The organism is Glycomyces salinus (genome assembly GCF_016428645.1).
Lineage (GTDB): Bacteria > Actinomycetota > Actinomycetes > Mycobacteriales > Micromonosporaceae > Glycomyces > Glycomyces salinus.
Genome location: NZ_JAELXW010000015.1, coordinates 68,590 through 84,621, shown reverse-complemented (window position 1 = coordinate 84,621; position 16,032 = coordinate 68,590). Strand labels below are relative to the sequence as shown.

Genomic DNA, 16,032 nt, shown 5'->3' with positions numbered 1-16,032 from the left:
GTCCTCTCTCACAGGTCGGCCGGGCCGGCCAGGTGTCCGGCGACGGCGGTTGCGGCGGCGACGGCCGGGCTCACCAGGTGGGTGCGCCCGCCCTTGCCCTGGCGGCCCTCGAAGTTGCGGTTCGAGGTCGAGGCGGCGCGCTGGCCGGGGGTGAGCTGGTCGGGGTTCATGCCCAGGCACATCGAGCAGCCCGCGAAGCGCCAGTCGGCGCCGGCCTCGATGAAGACCTGGTCGAGGCCCTCTTGGATCGCCTGCTCGCGGACCCGGGCCGAGCCGGGGACGACCATCATGTCGACGCCGTCGGCGACTTTGCGGCCCTTGATGACCTCGGCGGCGGTGCGCAGGTCCTCGATGCGGCCGTTGGTGCAGGAGCCGAGGAAGACGACGTCGACGTCGACCTGGCGCATCGGGGTTCCGGCCTCCAGGCCCATGTACTTCAGGGCGTTCTCGGCCGCCGAGCGCTCGGCCGGGTCGTCGAGGGAGACCGGGTCGGGGACCGCGCCGGACAGCTCGACGCCCTGGCCGGGGTTGGTGCCCCAGGTGACGAAGGGGCTGAGTTCGGCGGCGTCGATGACGATCTCGCGGTCGAACTCGGCTCCGGCGTCGGTGCCCAGGCCCTTCCAGTACTCGACCGCGGCGTCCCAGTCCTCGCCCTGGGGGGCGTGGGGGCGGCCCTGGACGTAGGCGAAGGTCTTCTCGTCGGGGGCGATCATGCCGGCCTTGGCGCCCCATTCGATCGACATGTTGCACACGGTCATGCGGCCCTCCATGGAGAGCTCTTCGATGGCCTGGCCCCGGTATTCGACGATGTGGCCCTTGCCGCCGCCGGTGCCGGTGATGGAGATGATCTTGAGGATCAGGTCCTTGGCCGAGACGCCCTCGGGCAGGGAGCCGTTGACGGTGACGGCCATGGTCTTGGGCTTGGCCTGCGGGAGCGTCTGGGTGGCCAGGACGTGCTCGACCTCGCTGGTGCCGATGCCGAAGGCGATGGAGCCGAAGGCGCCGTGGGTGGAGGTGTGCGAGTCGCCGCAGACGACGGTCATGCCCGGCTGGGTCAGTCCCAGCTGCGGTCCCACGACGTGGACGACGCCCTGCTCGGCGTCGCCGAGGGAGTGGATGCGCACCCCGAATTCTTCGCAGTTCGCGCGCAGGGTCTCGATCTGCTTGCGGCTGGTCGGGTCGGCGATGGTGAACAGGTTGTCGGTGGGGGTGTTGTGGTCCTCGGTCGCGATGGTCAGATCGGTGCGTCGGACCTTGCGGCCGGCCTGGCGGAGGCCGTCGAACGCCTGCGGGCTGGTGACCTCGTGCAGCAGATGCAGGTCGATGTAGAGAAGGTCGGGCTGGTCGCCGCCGGTGCGGACGACGTGGTCGTCCCATACCTTCTCGGCCAGCGTGCGCGGCCGCGTCCCCTCTGCCGTTTGTGGTGTACGTGACATCTTCAATCCCAGTCGTTGGACTTCTCGTATATTGGGAGGTAATGTTCAGCTCGTGAGAACGAATACTATCAGCGGAGTGGGCGTCCTCGACAAGGCGGTGCTCATCCTCACTGCGTGCACCAACGGCGCCAGCCTGGCTGAGCTCGTGCACGAGACCGGTCTGCCCCGCGCGACCGCCCACCGCCTCGCCCAAGCCCTCGAAGCCCATGAGATGCTCCAGCGCGACCACGAGGGGCGCTGGAGGCCCGGCCCCAAGCTCGGCGAGCTGGCCGGATCCACCGCCGACGTCCTGCTCAGCGCCGCCGAACCGGTGCTCAACCTGCTGCGGGACCAGACCGGGGAGTCCACGCAGCTCTACCGGCGCCGCGCCGACGAGCGCATCTGCGTCTCGGCCGCCGAGCGCGCCTCCGGCCTGCGCGACACCGTGCCGGTCGGGGCCGTCCTGCCGATGACGGCCGGATCGGGCGCCCAGGTGCTCCTGGCCTGGGAACCGCCCGAGGGCATCCTGCCGCTGCTGCCCAAGTGCCGCTTCTCCTCCAAGACCCTCGCCGAGGTGCGCCGCCGCGGATTCGCCCAATCGGTGGCCGAGCGCGAGGCCGGTGTCGTCTCGGTCTCGGCCCCCGTGCGCGACAAGACCGGCCGCGTCGTGGCTGCCATCTCGGTCTCCGGACCGCTCGAACGCCTCGGACGGCGGCCGGGCGACCGGCTCGGCATGGCCGTGATCCGCGCCGGCCAGAAGCTCTCCGGGCTCTAGTCGAACCGGCTCGAAGGCCCCGCGGCGTCCGCCGCGGGGCCTTCGCCGTACCGGCGGGGTCAGCGCGCGGCGCGCGCCGCTTCGAGGGCGGCGAGATCCCGCTGCCGTCGGCGGCGCTCCTCGACCAGGACCCGCTCGCGGTGCTCCTCACCGGGGTCGGTGTGCGCCTCCAGGTAGGCGACGGCCACGACCCCGTCCTGGCAGCGGCCGGACAGGGTCTGGAGCCGCTTGGCCTCCGCGGCGAGCGCCTCGGCGCGGTCTCCGAGCGCGGGGGCGGCGGCCTCGGCGGTGTAGCGGACGCGCTTGGCGGTCTTGCGGGCCCGGTGCCGGGCCGCGTCGGGGTCGCGGGCCGATGCGATGGCGCCGAAGGAGGCTTCGAGGTCGGACTCGGCGCTCGCCAAGACCGGGCCGAGGACCTCGGCGGCCGGTTCGACGGCCTCGAGCGAGAAGCGCGGCTCCGCGGCCATCGCGTCGGCCTCGGCCATGAGGCGGGCGAACCGCGGCCGCCCGAAGGACCGCGCCAGGCTCCGGTAGGCGCCCCGCTCGGCCGACTCGAGCGCCCCGAACCAGTCCGGGCGGTCCCGGCCGAGTTCGGCCGCGAAGCGCATCCGCAGCACCTCCAGGTCCCTGACCTCGCCGAGTTCGGCGGTGAGCCAGCGCAGGCGCTTGCGGGAGAGCGGGGTGTCGGCGTAGAGGGGTCCGAAGGTCGACAGCAGCGACCGCAGTCGCCGGGTCGCCACCCGCATCCGGTGGACCGCGTCCTCCTCGGCGCGGAGCGCGGGCCCGCGGTACCGCCGCAGCGCATCGGCCTGGCGGACCATATAGGGGTGTACGCCGGCTCCGGCGCTCACCGGGTCGATCATGGTCGGCCCCCTCGTCGGACGGCTGGTGTCAGTCCAATTGTCGCTCGGCGGTCCAGCTCGCGAGCAGGCCCAACGCCTCGGCGCTCGGGGATCCGGGTTCGACGTTGTAGACGCACAGGCACTGGTCGGGGTCGCCGGGGGGCTCGAAGGACTCGTAGGAGAACTCGAGGTCGCCGACGACCGGGTGCCGGTACCGCTTGATGCCGTGGGTGCGGCGCAGGACGCGGTGGTCGTTCCACCAGCCGGTGAACTCCGGGCACCTGACGGTCATCTCGCCGATCAGGTCGGCCAGGCGGCGGTCGCCGGGGTGCCGCCCGGCGTCGAAGCGCAGCACCGCGACCGTGTCGGCCGCGGCCTGATCCCAGTCGACGAGGCGTTCGCGCGCCCGGGGGTCGAGCAGCGTGTACCGGGCCATGTTGCGCTCGACGGCGGGCATGGAGTCGAAGTCGGCGATGATCTCGCGGGCCAGGCGGTTGGTGGCCAGTACGTCGGTTCGCCGGCCGAGGATGAAGGCGGGCACGTCCTCCAGGCTCCGGAGCGTCAGCAGCAGGCCGGGCCGGACCCGTTGGGCGGTCCCGGAGGCGCGCCGGCTCGGGCCGCACAGGTCGCTCAGGTGGGCGCGCTCGGAGCCGTCGAGCTGGAGCGCGTCCGCCAGGGCGGCGATGACCTCCGGGGACGGATTGGCGGCCCGTCCCTGCTCCAGCCGCGTGTAGTAGTCGACGCTGACGTTCGCCAGGTGCGCGACCTCGTCGCGGCGCAGGCCCGGGACGCGGCGGATGCGGCCGGAATCGGCGATCCCGGCCCTGTCCGGGGTGAGGCGGGCGCGGCAGGCGCGCAAGAAGTCGGAGAGTTCGGAGCCTCGGTCCATCCTTCGATTGTGACCGAGCCGGACCGGGATCGGCGAGTCTTGGGTGGCCCTGGCGGTCCCATGAAGGGCAGGGCCGAATTAGCGACGGATCCACCCCTTCCGCGGTGCTCTACTCGATTCCAGGCGCTGAAGCGCCGCAACCGGAATCACGTTCCCGAGAGGAATATCCATGTCTACTTCGAACTCGAACGCGCCCTTGGAAGGCCGCGTGGCCGTCGTGACCGGCGCCTCGTCGGGGATCGGCGAGGCCACCGCCGAGCTGCTGGCCGCGCGAGGCGCGAGGGTCGCGCTGGTAGCCCGCCGCGCCGAACGGCTCGACGCGCTGGTCGAGCGCATCGAAAAGGACGGCGGGACCGCGCTGGCGATCGCCGCCGACGTCACCGACAACGCGGCGGTCGGGGCCGCCGCCGACCGGGTGGCGGCCGAGCTGGGAGGCGCCGACCTGCTGTTCAACAACGCCGGAGTGATGCTCCCGGCACCGGTGACCGAGCGCCGCACCGACCAGTGGCAGCGCCAGATCGACCTGAACATCACCGGACTGATGAGCGCGATCGGCGCGTTCACGCCGCAGCTGGTCGCCTCGGCTGCCGAGCGGGGCGTGGCCGACCTGGTCAACGTCTCGTCGGTCGCGGCCAAGGGCGTGTTCCCGAACTTCGCGGTCTACTGCGGCACCAAGGCGTACGTGACCCATGCGACGCGCAACCTCCGCTCGGAGCTGGGCCCGCAGGGCGTGCGCGTCTCGGCGGTCGAGCCGGGGATCGTCCGGACCGAACTGAAAGACCACGTGACCGACCCGGGCGCGTCCCAGTGGATCGAGGACCAGATCGCCGCCTACGAGACGCTGTCGTCGGCCGATGTGGCCGAGGTGGTCGCCTTCCTGGCCGCCCAGCCGGCCAGGGTCAACATCCCCGAGTACACCATCATGCCGACCGCCCAGGTCTGATGCCGTAGCTCGGCCGCGGGGCCCCGGACGGGCCCCGCGGCCGATTGTCGGGCACGCGACAGTCAACCTCGGCGCGCCGCCGGTTTTTCTGGCGCGATGACTGACACACCCATAGTATGGATCTCATGGACAGCGATCAGGCCTCGGCGAACACCGACCACGTGACGATTCGCGAGCTTCAGCGACACACGAGGGACGTGCTGGATCGTGCGGTGGCCGAGGGGCAGATCTACATCACCAAGCACGGCAGGACGATCGCCCGGATTCTTCCCCCTGACCCGGCAGAAGAGCAGATCAACGCGGCCATAGCCGCGGGGATCCTCGATCCTCGTGCGCTGACCGAGGCTTACACCAACGGCGAGGTCCTCGAGAGGTTCGCTCCGGCTACCAGGAGCTCCGCCGAGGGATCGCTGACCGACACCGTCATCGAGCTCCGGGAAGCCGAGGGCGACAGGTGATCCTCTGGAACTACGTCGATACGAGTGCGGCAGCGAAGCTGTTCCTGGACGAAGCCCACTCCGATGCGTTCGACAAATGGCTCAACACCAACCGCGACAGCAAGCAGATAACCTCCGACTTGACCCGCACCGAGTTGCGGCGTGCGCTCCACGCTTTCGGCGTCGGTGAAGACACCTTGCGACATGCCGAGGTCTGGATCAGACACACAGCACACATCCGGCTGGCTCCGGATCTCTGTGATGAAGCCGGGCACCTCAACCGCGCGACGGCGCTCCGGTCGCTCGACGCGATCCACGTTGCCGCCGCCCTGCGGATACGGGATTCTCTCAACGCATTCGTCACCTATGACAAGCGGCTTGCGGCTATCGCCACAGCCCAGGGCCTGCCGGTGGAGAGCCCCGGCGCCGAATTATTCGGCGCCCGGTACGCCTCCGAGAGTATCCAGGTAGTGCTGGTTGTACATGACGCCCATGATGTTGCCGAACGGGTCGACCACCGAGGCGGTCGTGAAGCCTTCGCCGCGCTCGATGCGAGGCTCGTATTCCTCCGCGCCCATGGACAGCAGGCGCTCGATCGTGGCGTCGAGGTCGTCGACGTGCCACAGGAGCATCGCTCCGGCCGGCCCGGCGGCGAGGTCGTGCTTGGCGTACGAGCCTTGGATGATCCCCAGTTCCTGCTGGTAGTCCCCTATCCGGAATTCGATGTACCCGCCCGGCACCTCGAAGTACGGCTCGATGCCGAGCAGTTCGGTGTACCAGGCCTTGGCGGCCTCCAGATCCTCGGCGAAGTAGTTGACGGTGGCGACGCCTCGCAGTGCGGTCTTCATGGTCTGCTCCTTGATCGTTGATCGATGCGCCCAAGGTATAGGCCTATGCGGAACATTTCGTTCCTCGTATCGTGCGAGAATTCGGAAATGTTGGAGACTTCGATGCGCCTGCTGGATCTGCTCTCGCTGCTCCAGGCCGGGCGCGATTGGGGCGGCGCCGCGCTGGCCGAGCGACTCGGCGTGACTCCCAGGACCGTCCGCAATGACATCGATCGGCTCCGCCGACTCGGCTACCGCGTGCGCTCGGTTCCGGGCCGCGCGGGCGGGTACCGGCTGGAGGCCGGCAGTGAGATGCCTCCGCTCCTGCTCGACGACGAAGAGGTCGTCGCGGTCGCGGTCGGTCTCACGGCCGCCGCCTCCGGTTCGGTCGAAGGCATCGAGGAGACCTCGCTGCGGGCGCTGGCGAAGCTCGAGCAGACCATGCCGGCGAGGCTGCGGCAGCGAGTGGACATGCTCCGCGAGGCGACCGTGTCCGCGGCGGGCGGCGGTCCGACCGTATCGGCGGCGACGCTCACGGCGATCGCCGACGCCACTCGCCGCCGCGAGCAGCTCCGCTTCGACTACGTCGGCCTCGACGGCGAACCCTCCCGGCGACGGGCCGAACCGCACCGGCTCGTCTACACCGGGAGGCGCTGGTACCTCCTCGCATGGGACGCGGACCGGCGGGACTGGCGGACCTTCCGCGCCGACCGCATCCGGCCCCGCGTCCCGAACGGGCCCAGGTTCGAACCGAGAGAACCACCGGAAGAGGCCGCCACCCATGTGCGGCGCGGCGTCGGATCCAGGGCCTGGCGGTACCAGGCCCGAATCATCTTGGCGGCTTCAGCGGCCGAGGCCGCAGGGAGGCTACCGCCCGAGAGCGGCATGCTGCGGCCGATCGACGAGGAGCGCTGCATGTGGGAGACCGGCAGCGACTCGCTGCACGACCTCGCGCTCTTCACGGCCCGGCTTGATCTTCCGTTCACCGTCGAGAGCCCGCTCGAGCTGAAGGACCGCCTCCGAGAACTGGCGGCCCGCTTCGCCGCCGCGGCTGGCCCGCAGTGAATCGCGTCGGGCCTGCGGGCCCCGGTCGCCGGTCCGCCATGTTGCGGCATCCCCATTAGAGTTGAGGCGAGAGGAATTCCGAACAGCTGTAGCGAATCCGGGAGCGTGGAGTGGCCACTGTCGAACTTTCTCTGGGCCCGGTCGAGTACGACGATCGCGGCTCAGGTCCGGTGATCCTGCTGATCCACGGCCTGCTCCAGTCGAACAGCGTCTGGCGGCACGTCGCGGACGACCTCGCCGCCGACCACCGGGTCGTGGCGCCGACACTCCCCTTCGGTGCCCACCGGCTCCCGCTGCGCCGCGAGGCCGACTTCGGCCCGCGGTCGGCCGCCCTGCTAATCGGGGAACTGGCCGACGCGCTCGAACTCGGCCCGGACACCGTGTTCGTCGAGAACGACGCCGGGAGGCTCCAGCAGCTCGCGGCGATCCGACCCGAGCGAGTCGGCCGCATGGTCATAGCCGGATGCGAGGCCTTCGAGAACTACCCGCCCGGATCCCCCGGCAGGACCCTGGTCAGGGCCGCGAAGATCCCCGGCGGCATGCTGGCGCTGGCCCTCGCCCTGTCCCCGCGGCCGCTGCGCCGGATCCCCGGCTCAGGCTTCGCGGTCATGACGAACAAGACCGTGCCCCACGAGTTGACCGACGAATGGCTGGCGCCCTTGCGCGGCGACAGGCGAGTGCGGGCCGACATCGCGAAGTACCTGCGGTCCGCCCGCGAAGACGACATGCTCGAGGCCGCCGCGAAACTGACCGAGTACCCCGGCCGGGCGCTGGTGGTGTGGGGCAGGCAGGACCGGCTCATGCCCCCGGCCCACGGCCGCCGACTGGCCGAACTCATCCCCGGCGCCCGCCTGGTCGAGATCGACGACTGCGGCACCCTGATCCCCCTCGATCAGCCGGAGGCGCTCACCGAGGCCGTCCGCGAATTCGTCGAGGCCTCCGAATCCGCTTGAGCTCGGCGGCCCGATCCGGTTCGGATCGCGGCGGCGACCGGACCGCTCATCGCCCGCGGCCGCGCCGCACCAGGCCGATCTGACGCAGCCCGGGCTCCTCGTGAGCCCCGCTGGTCAGCCGCATCACCGAGAGTCCCGAGTGCCCCAGCGCACAGCATTAATGTATAGATTTCTTGACATCGTGTCAACCCTGCTATACATTTGCCAATGTCAAGAACCTTTGACATCACCGGGCGCAGCGGAAATCCGCCGACTCCGTCGTCGGCCCGGGTGCCCCTTCCTCCACGACCCTTTCGGGAGACCCTCAATGAACAACGAACTCGTCCGCACCGCCAGAGTCACCGGTGCGCTCTACCTCGGACTCGGCCTGTCGGGGATTCTCGGCTTCATGGTCGCGCGCAGCTCGCTGTACGCCGAAGGCGACGCCGAGGCGACCTTCGCGAACCTCCTCGAACACGAGACCCTCGCCCGACTGGCGCTCACCGGGGAGATGGCCGTCGTGGTCACCCAGGTGCTCGTCGCGCTCTGGTTCTTCCGCCTCTTCCGGGGCGTGAACTCCTTCGCCGCCGGCTCGCTGGCCACGTTCGGCCTCATGAACGCCGTCGCGATCCTCACCGGCGCGGCGTTCACCGCGACCGCCCTCGAAGTGGCCGGGGGCGGCGTCGGCGGCGACGACGCCGCCACGGTCCAGCTCATGTTCGAATTGAACGAGGCCGCGTGGGGCATCGGCCAGCTGTTCTTCGGGCTCTGGCTCATCCCCATGGGCCGACTGGCGGTGCGCTCGGGCTACCTGCCGCGGCCCCTCGGTCACCTGCTCGTGGTCGGCGGGATCGTCTACATCGCCGTCGCCTTCCTCACCTACCTGTGGCCCGACATGCCCGAAGGACTCCCGCTGGGACTGGCGATGGTGCCTACCGTCGGGGAGTTCTGGACCATCGGCTACCTCTTGATCGTGGGCGTGCGCCGCAAGGCCCTCGAGAACACGCCCGTCACCGCGTAACCCCGACTCGGGTCCCCGGCCGACGCCGCCGGCCGGGGATCGGGTCACCGCAGGCCGCCGACGGCGGCCTCGACGTCGGATTTCAGGGTCGGACCGGTGATCAGGGGCTTGATCCGTTCGAGGACCGGGGCCACGAAGTGGTCCGGGCCCGGTTTGCCCGCTATGGGTTCGACCGCCGCCACGGCCGCTCTCGCTGCCGGGGACGGGATGAGCGGTTGGCGCAGTTGGAGGCCCTGGACCGCCGCCAGAAGTTCGATCGACAGGAGGCTTCCCAGGTTGTCGAGGACTTCGCGGAGCTTGATCCCGGCCGACCAGCCCATCGAGACGTGGTCCTCCTGCATGCCGGAGGTGGGGACCGAGCCGACCGAGGCCGGGACCGCCAGACGGCGGTTGTCCTCCACGATTCCGGCGGCCGTGTACTGGGCGATCATCAGGCCGGAGTTCACGCCCGGGTCGGGGCTGAGAAACGCGGGCAGGCCCCTGGAGCGGGTGACGTCGAGCAGTCGGTCCACTCTTCTTTCTGAGATCGATCCGGCGTCGGCGGCAGCTATCGCCAGGAAGTCCGCCGCGTAGGCCAGTGGGGCTCCGTGGAAGTTCCCCGTTGATTCGACCCTGCCGTCCGGCAGGACCACGGGGTTGTCGACCACGGATCGCAATTCGCGTTCGGCCACCTGCTCGGCGTGGGCCAGCACGTCCCTGGCCGCCCCGGCCACCTGCGGCGCGCAGCGCATCGAGTAGGCGTCCTGGACGGCGTGGAGCATGTCGTCGCGGTGGGAGTCCATGATCTCGGAGTCCTGCAGCAGCCTGTGGATGTTCGCCGCGCTCGCACTCTGGCCCGGGTGCGGGCGGATCTCGTGGAGTTCGGCCTGGAAGGGCCGGTCCGAGCCGAGCATCGCCTCGATCGTGAGCGCGGCGGTCACATCGGCCATGGTGAGCAGGTGCTTCGCGTCGGCCACGGCCAGGATCAGCATGCCCAGCATCCCGTCGGTGCCGTTGATCAGCGCCAGGCCCTCCTTCGAGGACAGCTCGATCGGCTCGATCCCGGCGGCCTCGAGGATCGGCCGGGCGTCGGCGCGCTCGCCGTTCTCGGTCGTCACCCAGCCCTCGCCCAGCAGCACCATCGCGCAGTGCGCCAACGGCGCCAGGTCCCCCGAAGCGCCGAGCGAGCCGTGCCGCGGCACCCACGGCGTGATCCCGGCGTTGAGCAGGTCCGCTATAGCGTTCGCGACCTCGGGGCGGACACCCGATCGGCCCATGGCCAGGGAGCGGAGCCGCAGCAGCATCATCGCCCGCACCACTTCGGCGGGCATCGGGTCGCCCACTCCGGCGGCGTGGGACCGGATCAGGGCGTGCTGGAGTTCGGCGCGGCGCTCCGGTTCGATGAAGGTGCCGGCCAGGGCCCCGAAACCGGTCGAGACGCCGTAGACCGGCCTGCCGTCGCGGTCGATGCCGTCGACGATCGCGCGGCTGACGCGCATCGCCTCGATCGCGTCGTCGCCGACGACGACCTCGGCCCGGTCCCTGGCGACGGCGACGACGTCGGCGGCGTTCACGCCGGTCTCCTTGATGTGGACGGTGCTCATTGCCGCTTCCGATCTACGGTCCCGCCGCCTCGTAGGACGGTGTGCACGAGGGGCGTTCCCGGCCGGTAGGCCAGGTGGACGTGGGTGGGCGCTTCCAGGACGACCAGGTCGGCGCGCGTTCCGGCCTCGATCCGGCCGATGTCGGTCCGGCGCAGCGCCGCCGCTCCCCCGGCGGTGGCTGCGGTGACGGCCTCGGCGGGGGTCATGCCCATCTCGCGCACGGCCAGCGCGACGCAGAAGGGCATGGAGCTGGTGTAGGACGAGCCGGGGTTGCAGTCGGTGGCGAGCGCGACGGTCGCGCCCGCGTCGATGAGGCGGCGCGCGTCCGGGTAGGGCGAGCGGGTGGAGAATTCGGCGCCCGGCAGGAGGGTCGCGACGGTGTCCCCTCCGGCGAGGGCCTCGATGTCGGCCTCGCTCAGGTGGGTGCAGTGGTCGGCCGAGGCCGCGCCGAGCTCGACCGCGAGCCGCACGCCGGGGCCCTGGGTGAGCTGGTTGGCGTGGACCCGGAGTCCGAGGCCGGCCTCGGCTCCGGCCGTCAGCACCGCGCGGGCCTGGTCGCCGTCGAAGGCGCCGCGTTCGCAGAACACGTCGATCCACTTCGCGAGCGGCGCGCACGCCTCGAGCATCTCCCCGCAGACGAGCGCGGTGTACTCGTCGGGGTCGGCTCCGGCGGGGACGAAGTGGGCGCCGAGGAAGGTGGTCTCGGCCGTAAGCTGCCCGGCCACGCGGAGCATTCGGGCCTCGTCGGCGACCGACAGCCCGTAGCCGGACTTGATCTCCACGGTCGTGGTGCCTTGGCGGACCATCTCCCCGGCATGCAGCGCCGCCGAGAACTGGAGCTGCTCGAAGGTCGCCTCTCGGGTGGCGGCGACGGTGGTGCGGATGCCGCCGCCGGTGTAGGGCTCGCCGCTCATGCGGGCGGCGAACTCGGCGCTGCGGTCTCCGGCGAAGACGATGTGGGAGTGGCTGTCGACGAAGCCGGGGACGACGGCGCGGCCGCCGACGTCGAGGCGCTCGTCGGCGGTGGGCGCGGCGGTTCGCGGACCGACCCATTGGATAACGTCGTCCACGATGAGGACGGCGGCGTCGGTGAGGATGCCGTGGGTCTCGGAGGCGGTGAACAGCTCGCCTATGCGGTCGATGAGCAGGCTCATGCCCACACCTCCTCGATCGCGGCCGCCAGTTCGGCGGCCGCGTCGACGGCGGTGTGGCGCCCGTCCTCCACGATCCTGCGGCCGTCGGCGACGACGTCGGTGACGTCGGCCGCGCTGGCCGCGTAGACGATCCCGTCCGGTTCGATCCCGGCCGTGCGCGGGGTGTCGAGCGCGACGGCGACCAGGTCGGCGCGGCGGCCGACGGCGATGCGCCCGGCGTCGGGCCAGCCGAGGCTCTCGTGGCGGGTCGCGGCCCGCAGCAGCTGCGCGGCGGTGAACCGTCCGCGCTTCTCGCTGACCAGACGCTCGTGCATCTCGACCGCGCGGGCCTCCTCGAACATGTCGATCAGGGCGTGGGCGTCGGTGCCGAGCGCCAGCGGCACCCCGAACCCGGCCAGGGCGTGCGCCGGCCCGAGGCCGTCGGCCAGGTCGCGTTCGGTGGTCGGGCACAGGCACACGCGGGTGCCGGAGCGGACGAGCAGGGCAATGTCGTTGCCGGCCAGGTGGGTCGCGTGGACGGCGGTCAGGTCGGGTCCGAGCAGCCCGCAGCGTTCGAGCAGTTCGGTGGGGCTGCATCCGTGTTCGGCGCGGCAGTCCTCGTTCTCGGCTCGCTGCTCGGAGAGGTGGACGTGCACCGGGCGGCCCTCGGTCGAGCAGGCCAGGGCTGCGATGGCCGGTTCGGGCACGGCCCGCACCGAGTGAACGGCGGTGCCGATGAGGGCGTGGTCGGTCCGGGCGAGCTTGTCGACGCGGTACAGCCAGGACTCGAAGCCGCCGTCGCCGAAGCGCAGTTGCGGGCCGGTCAGCGGCTTGTCGAAGCCGCCGGTCAGGTAGAGGGTGTCGAGGAGGGTGATGCGGACGCCGGCTTCGGCGGCGGCCCGGATCAGGGCGTGGCCCATGGCGTTGGGGTCGTCGTAGGGCCGCCCGTCGGGGCCGTGGTGGAGGTAGTGGAACTCCCCCACGCTGGTGATCCCGGCCAGGGCCATTTCGGCGAAGACCGCGCGGGCCAGGCGGTGGTAGGAGTCGGGCTCGAGCCTTTCGGCCAGGCCGTACATGCCTTCACGCCAGGTCCAGAAGGTGCCGCCTCTCTCGCCGTGGGTGCGGCCGCGCAGGGCCCGGTGGAAGGCGTGGGAGTGGACGTTGGCCAGGCCGGGCAGGACCAGGCCGCGCAGGATCTCGGCGTCGCCTCGGGCGGCGCCGACCTCGACGGCGCTGATCCGGCCGGCCTCGACGTCGATGGCGACCGCCTCGACCGGCCCCTGGTCGAGCCAGGCCGCCTCGGCCCAGTACCTCACGACGTCAGTTCCTTCAGCACGGCCGCGAGGGCGGTGACCCCGGCGACGCAGTCGGCGTCGGAGGCGTGCTCGCGGGGGGCGTGGGAGACGCCAGTGGGGTTGCGCACGAACAGCATCGCGGTGCCGTGCCGGGCGTGGCCGTTGATGATTCCGGCGTCGTGCCCGGCGGCGGTGGGGATCGCCGGTACGCCGCCGAGGACGTCGCGGAGGCGTTCGCGCAAGTCAGGGTCGAATTCGACCGCGCCGCTGAAGGACTCGACCGCGATCTCGAAGCCGGTGCCGTCGCGTCCGGCGCGTTCGCGCACCTTCGATTCGACGCCTTCGAGGACGAGGTTGACGGTGGCCTCGTCGGCGGCTCGGACGTCGAGCCAGGCGTCGACGCTGTCGGGGACGGCGTTGGTGGCGCCCGGGTGGACCTCGACCCGGCCGACGGTGGCGTGGGCTCCGGCCAGGCGGGCCTCCTTGCGGGCGGCCAGGACCGCGAACGCGAAGGTCAGCATGGGGTCGCGGCGGTCGGCCAGGAGGGTGGTCCCGGCGTGGTCGCCCGCGCCGCTGAAGCGCATGCGCCACCGGCCGTGCGGCCAGATGCCGGTGGCGACCCCGACCGGGGCGTCCTGGTCGTCGAGGGCGCGACCCTGTTCGATGTGGAGCTCGACGAAGCAGGCGAGGTCTTGGAGGGTCCGGTCTGGGCCGAGCGCGGCGGGGTCGGCTCCGGCCTCGGTCATGGCCGCGGCGAGCGTGGTCCCGTCGCGGTCGGTCAGGGCCCGGGCGGCGTCGGGGTCGAGCGCGCCGGTCGCCAGGCGGGTGCCGAGGCAGGGCACGCCGAAGCGGGCGCCCTCCTCCTCGACGAACGCGGCGATCCCGATGCTCCGGTTCCGCGGTTCGTAGCCGTCGCGGCGCAGCAGGTCGACCGCGAGGAAGGCCGAGGCGATGCCCAGGGGGCCGTCGAAGGCGCCGCCGCCCGGCACCGAGTCGAAGTGGCTGCCGGTCAGCACGTGGTCGACGGCCTGCGGCGCGGCCCACCAGGCGGCGAGGTTGCCGTTGCCGTCCTCGGTGACCTTGAGCCCGCGCCGGTCGGCCTGCTCGCGGAACCACTCCCGGCAGGCCAGTTCGGCCCCGGTCCACGAGTAGCGCTCGTAGCCGCCGCTCTCGGCTCGGCCGATGGGGATCAGTTCGTCCCACAGCCGCCTGAACTCGTCCTCCTCCACGCTGCCTCTCATTCCTCTTCGGTCGGTATCCGGATGCCGTGCGTCTCGGCGACCGCGCGGGCCTCGTCGTATCCGGCGTCGACGTGGCGGATGACGCCGGTCGCCGGGTCGTTGGACAGCACCCGCCGGATCTTCTCGCCCGCCAGGCCGGTGCCGTCGGCGACGGTGACCTGTCCGGCGTGGATGGATCGTCCCATGCCGACCCCGCCGCCGTGGTGGATGCTGACCCAACTGGCACCCGAGGCGGTGTTGACCAAGGCGTTGAGCAGCGGCCAGTCGGCGATGGCGTCGGAGCCGTCCTTCATGGCCTCGGTCTCGCGGTACGGGCTGGCGACCGAGCCGCAGTCCAGGTGGTCGCGGCCGATCGCGATGGGGGCCTTGATGGTGCCGTCGGCGACCAGCTCGTTGAACCTGGTCCCGGCCCGGTCCCGCTCGCCGTGGCCGAGCCAGCAGATGCGGGCCGGCAGGCCCTGGAAGGCCACGCGCTCGCGGGCGAGCTCGATCCACCGGGCCAGGGTCCGGTTCTCGGGGAAGAGGTCGAGGATCGCGGCGTCGGTGACGGCGATGTCGGCCGGGTCGCCCGAGAGCGCGGCCCACCTGAAGGGCCCCTTGCCCTCGCAGAACAGGGGCCGGATGTAGGCCGGGACGAATCCGGGGAAGGCGAAGGCGCGCTTGTATCCGCCTTCGAGGGCCTCGCCGCGGATGGAGTTGCCGTAGTCGAAGACCTCGGCGCCGCCGTCGAGGAAGCCGACCATCGCCTCCACGTGGTTCGCCATCGAGGCGCGGGCGCGCTCGGTGAAGCCCTCCGGGTCGCGGCGGGCGAGCTCGGCCGCCTCGCGGTGGTCGACGCCTTCGGGGACGTAGGAGAGCGGGTCGTGCGCCGAGGTCTGGTCGGTGACGATGTCGACCTCGACCCCGCGCGCCAGGATCGCCGGCAGGACGGTGGCGGCGTTGCCGACCAGGCCGATCGACGCGGCCTCGCCGGCGGCCTTGGCGGCCTCGGCCCGCGCGATCGCGTCGTCGAGGTCGGCGGCGACCACGTCGAGGTAGCGCTGGTCGACCCGCCGCCGGAGGTGCGCGGGGTCGACGTCGACGATCAGGCACACGCCCTCGTTCATGGTCACCGCCAGCGGCTGGGCCCCGCCCATGCCGCCGCATCCGGCCGTGAGCGTCAGCGTCCCCTTGAGCGTCCCTCCGAATCGCTTTGCGGCGACGGCGGCGAAGGTCTCGTAGGTGCCCTGGAGGATGCCCTGGGTGCCGATGTAGATCCACGAGCCGGCCGTCATCTGGCCGTACATGGTCAGGCCCAGCGCCTCCAGCCTGCGGAACTCGGGCCAGTCGGCCCAGTCGCCGACCAGGTTCGAGTTGGCGATGAGCACGCGCGGCGCCCATTCGTGGGTGCGCATGACCCCGACCGCGCGGCCGGACTGGACCAGCAGGGTCTCGTCGGCCTCCAGGGTCAGCAGGGTCCGCAGGATGGCCCTGAGGTCGTCGCGGCTGCGCGCGGCCTTGCCGGTGCCGCCGTAGACGACCAGGTCCTCCGGGCGTTCGGCGACGGCGGGGTCGAGGTTGTTCTGAAGCATCCGGTAGGCCGCCTCGGCCTGCCAGTTGCGGCAGTGCAGGTCGGTTCCGTGTGGCGCGTGCAT

At 71.5% G+C, this 16,032-nt stretch carries 15 protein-coding genes and 1 pseudogene; 7 read left to right on the top strand and 9 right to left on the bottom strand.

What is annotated here, in order from left to right; genetic code table 11:
- Positions 1–8: 8 nt before the first annotated feature.
- Entirely contained in the window at positions 9–1,436 is a 1,428-nt protein-coding gene (leuC, locus tag JFB92_RS06360; RefSeq protein WP_199036063.1) for a 3-isopropylmalate dehydratase large subunit, read from the bottom strand.
- Positions 1,437–1,503: 67 nt separating this feature from the next.
- Between leuC and JFB92_RS06355 the strand changes: the two genes are divergently transcribed.
- On the top strand, positions 1,504–2,190 hold the full coding sequence (locus JFB92_RS06355; protein WP_372451584.1) for an IclR family transcriptional regulator: 687 nt from the start codon (positions 1,504–1,506) through the stop codon (positions 2,188–2,190).
- A gap of 59 nt (positions 2,191–2,249) precedes the next feature.
- Here JFB92_RS06355 and JFB92_RS06350 read toward each other — a convergent pair whose 3' ends face one another.
- On the bottom strand, positions 2,250–3,053 hold the full coding sequence (locus JFB92_RS06350; RefSeq protein ID WP_199036059.1) for a CHAD domain-containing protein: 804 nt from the start codon (positions 3,051–3,053) through the stop codon (positions 2,250–2,252).
- A 28-nt stretch (positions 3,054–3,081) separates the two neighbouring features.
- Complete coding sequence (locus tag JFB92_RS06345) at positions 3,082–3,921, bottom strand: helix-turn-helix transcriptional regulator (protein ID WP_199036057.1); 840 nt, start codon at positions 3,919–3,921, stop codon at positions 3,082–3,084.
- A gap of 169 nt (positions 3,922–4,090) precedes the next feature.
- On the opposite strand from JFB92_RS06345, the gene JFB92_RS06340 reads away from it, so the two are divergent.
- The 3 genes and pseudogenes from JFB92_RS06340 to JFB92_RS26875 all read left to right on the top strand — a co-directional run.
- Entirely contained in the window at positions 4,091–4,864 is a 774-nt protein-coding gene (locus tag JFB92_RS06340) for an SDR family oxidoreductase (RefSeq protein WP_199036055.1), read from the top strand.
- A gap of 125 nt (positions 4,865–4,989) precedes the next feature.
- Positions 4,990–5,322 carry a type II toxin-antitoxin system Phd/YefM family antitoxin gene (locus JFB92_RS06335; protein WP_199036053.1) on the top strand — a complete coding sequence of 111 codons (333 nt, stop codon included), beginning with the start codon at positions 4,990–4,992 and terminating at the stop codon, positions 5,320–5,322.
- A pseudogene (locus tag JFB92_RS26875) lies at positions 5,319–5,681 on the top strand (type II toxin-antitoxin system VapC family toxin); the annotation flags it as partial. The gene JFB92_RS06335 and the pseudogene JFB92_RS26875, both read left to right, overlap by 4 nt.
- A gap of 51 nt (positions 5,682–5,732) precedes the next feature.
- Here the strand turns inward: JFB92_RS26875 and JFB92_RS06325 are convergent.
- Entirely contained in the window at positions 5,733–6,149 is a 417-nt protein-coding gene (locus tag JFB92_RS06325; RefSeq protein WP_199036051.1) for a VOC family protein, read from the bottom strand.
- Between the two features lie 87 nt (positions 6,150–6,236).
- On the opposite strand from JFB92_RS06325, the gene JFB92_RS06320 reads away from it, so the two are divergent.
- From JFB92_RS06320 to JFB92_RS06310, 3 genes are all read left to right on the top strand, one after another.
- Positions 6,237–7,193, top strand: coding sequence for a helix-turn-helix transcriptional regulator (locus JFB92_RS06320; protein ID WP_199036043.1), 957 nt, complete (start codon positions 6,237–6,239; stop codon positions 7,191–7,193).
- 110 nt (positions 7,194–7,303) lie between these two features.
- Positions 7,304–8,146 (top strand): alpha/beta fold hydrolase, encoded by an 843-nt coding sequence (locus JFB92_RS06315; RefSeq protein WP_199036035.1) that lies wholly within the window; start codon positions 7,304–7,306, stop codon positions 8,144–8,146.
- A gap of 307 nt (positions 8,147–8,453) precedes the next feature.
- The gene (locus JFB92_RS06310; protein ID WP_199036033.1) at positions 8,454–9,146 is read left to right on the top strand and encodes a DUF4386 domain-containing protein; all 693 of its coding nucleotides are present in this window, start codon (positions 8,454–8,456) and stop codon (positions 9,144–9,146) included.
- Between the two features lie 44 nt (positions 9,147–9,190).
- Here JFB92_RS06310 and hutH read toward each other — a convergent pair whose 3' ends face one another.
- Genes hutH through hutU form a run of 5 tightly spaced genes read right to left on the bottom strand, consistent with a single transcriptional unit; the run spans position 9,191 to position 16,032 of the window.
- Positions 9,191–10,729 carry a histidine ammonia-lyase gene (gene hutH, locus JFB92_RS06305; RefSeq protein ID WP_199036026.1) on the bottom strand — a complete coding sequence of 513 codons (1,539 nt, stop codon included), beginning with the start codon at positions 10,727–10,729 and terminating at the stop codon, positions 9,191–9,193.
- Positions 10,726–11,883: an imidazolonepropionase gene (hutI, locus tag JFB92_RS06300; protein WP_199036024.1), complete on the bottom strand. Its 1,158-nt coding sequence runs from the start codon at positions 11,881–11,883 to the stop codon at positions 10,726–10,728. Before hutI ends, hutH begins: the two co-directional genes overlap by 4 nt.
- Positions 11,880–13,178, bottom strand: coding sequence for a formimidoylglutamate deiminase (locus tag JFB92_RS06295; protein ID WP_307789038.1), 1,299 nt, complete (start codon positions 13,176–13,178; stop codon positions 11,880–11,882). Before JFB92_RS06295 ends, hutI begins: the two co-directional genes overlap by 4 nt.
- A complete protein-coding gene (locus tag JFB92_RS06290; protein WP_199036022.1) occupies positions 13,175–14,398 on the bottom strand; it encodes an allantoate amidohydrolase in 1,224 nt (407 codons plus the stop codon). Before JFB92_RS06290 ends, JFB92_RS06295 begins: the two co-directional genes overlap by 4 nt.
- Positions 14,395–16,032 (bottom strand): urocanate hydratase, encoded by a 1,638-nt coding sequence (gene hutU / locus JFB92_RS06285; RefSeq protein WP_233162470.1) that lies wholly within the window; start codon positions 16,030–16,032, stop codon positions 14,395–14,397. The genes JFB92_RS06290 and hutU overlap by 4 nt, the downstream gene beginning before the upstream one ends.

Coding starts and splice junctions, on each gene's coding strand:
- leuC (WP_199036063.1), bottom strand. CDS start 1,436: ATGTCACGTACACCACAAACGGCAGAGGGGACGCGGCCGCGCACGCTG.
- JFB92_RS06345 (WP_199036057.1), bottom strand. CDS start 3,921: ATGGACCGAGGCTCCGAACTCTCCGACTTCTTGCGCGCCTGCCGCGCC.
- JFB92_RS06335 (WP_199036053.1), top strand. CDS start 4,990: ATGGACAGCGATCAGGCCTCGGCGAACACCGACCACGTGACGATTCGC.
- JFB92_RS06350 (WP_199036059.1), bottom strand. CDS start 3,053: ATGATCGACCCGGTGAGCGCCGGAGCCGGCGTACACCCCTATATGGTC.
- JFB92_RS06325 (WP_199036051.1), bottom strand. CDS start 6,149: ATGAAGACCGCACTGCGAGGCGTCGCCACCGTCAACTACTTCGCCGAG.
- JFB92_RS06290 (WP_199036022.1), bottom strand. CDS start 14,398: ATGAGAGGCAGCGTGGAGGAGGACGAGTTCAGGCGGCTGTGGGACGAA.
- JFB92_RS06310 (WP_199036033.1), top strand. CDS start 8,454: ATGAACAACGAACTCGTCCGCACCGCCAGAGTCACCGGTGCGCTCTAC.
- JFB92_RS06340 (WP_199036055.1), top strand. CDS start 4,091: ATGTCTACTTCGAACTCGAACGCGCCCTTGGAAGGCCGCGTGGCCGTC.
- hutI (WP_199036024.1), bottom strand. CDS start 11,883: ATGAGCCTGCTCATCGACCGCATAGGCGAGCTGTTCACCGCCTCCGAG.
- JFB92_RS06320 (WP_199036043.1), top strand. CDS start 6,237: ATGTTGGAGACTTCGATGCGCCTGCTGGATCTGCTCTCGCTGCTCCAG.
- hutU (WP_233162470.1), bottom strand. CDS start 16,032: ATGCACGCGCCACACGGAACCGACCTGCACTGCCGCAACTGGCAGGCC.
- hutH (WP_199036026.1), bottom strand. CDS start 10,729: ATGAGCACCGTCCACATCAAGGAGACCGGCGTGAACGCCGCCGACGTC.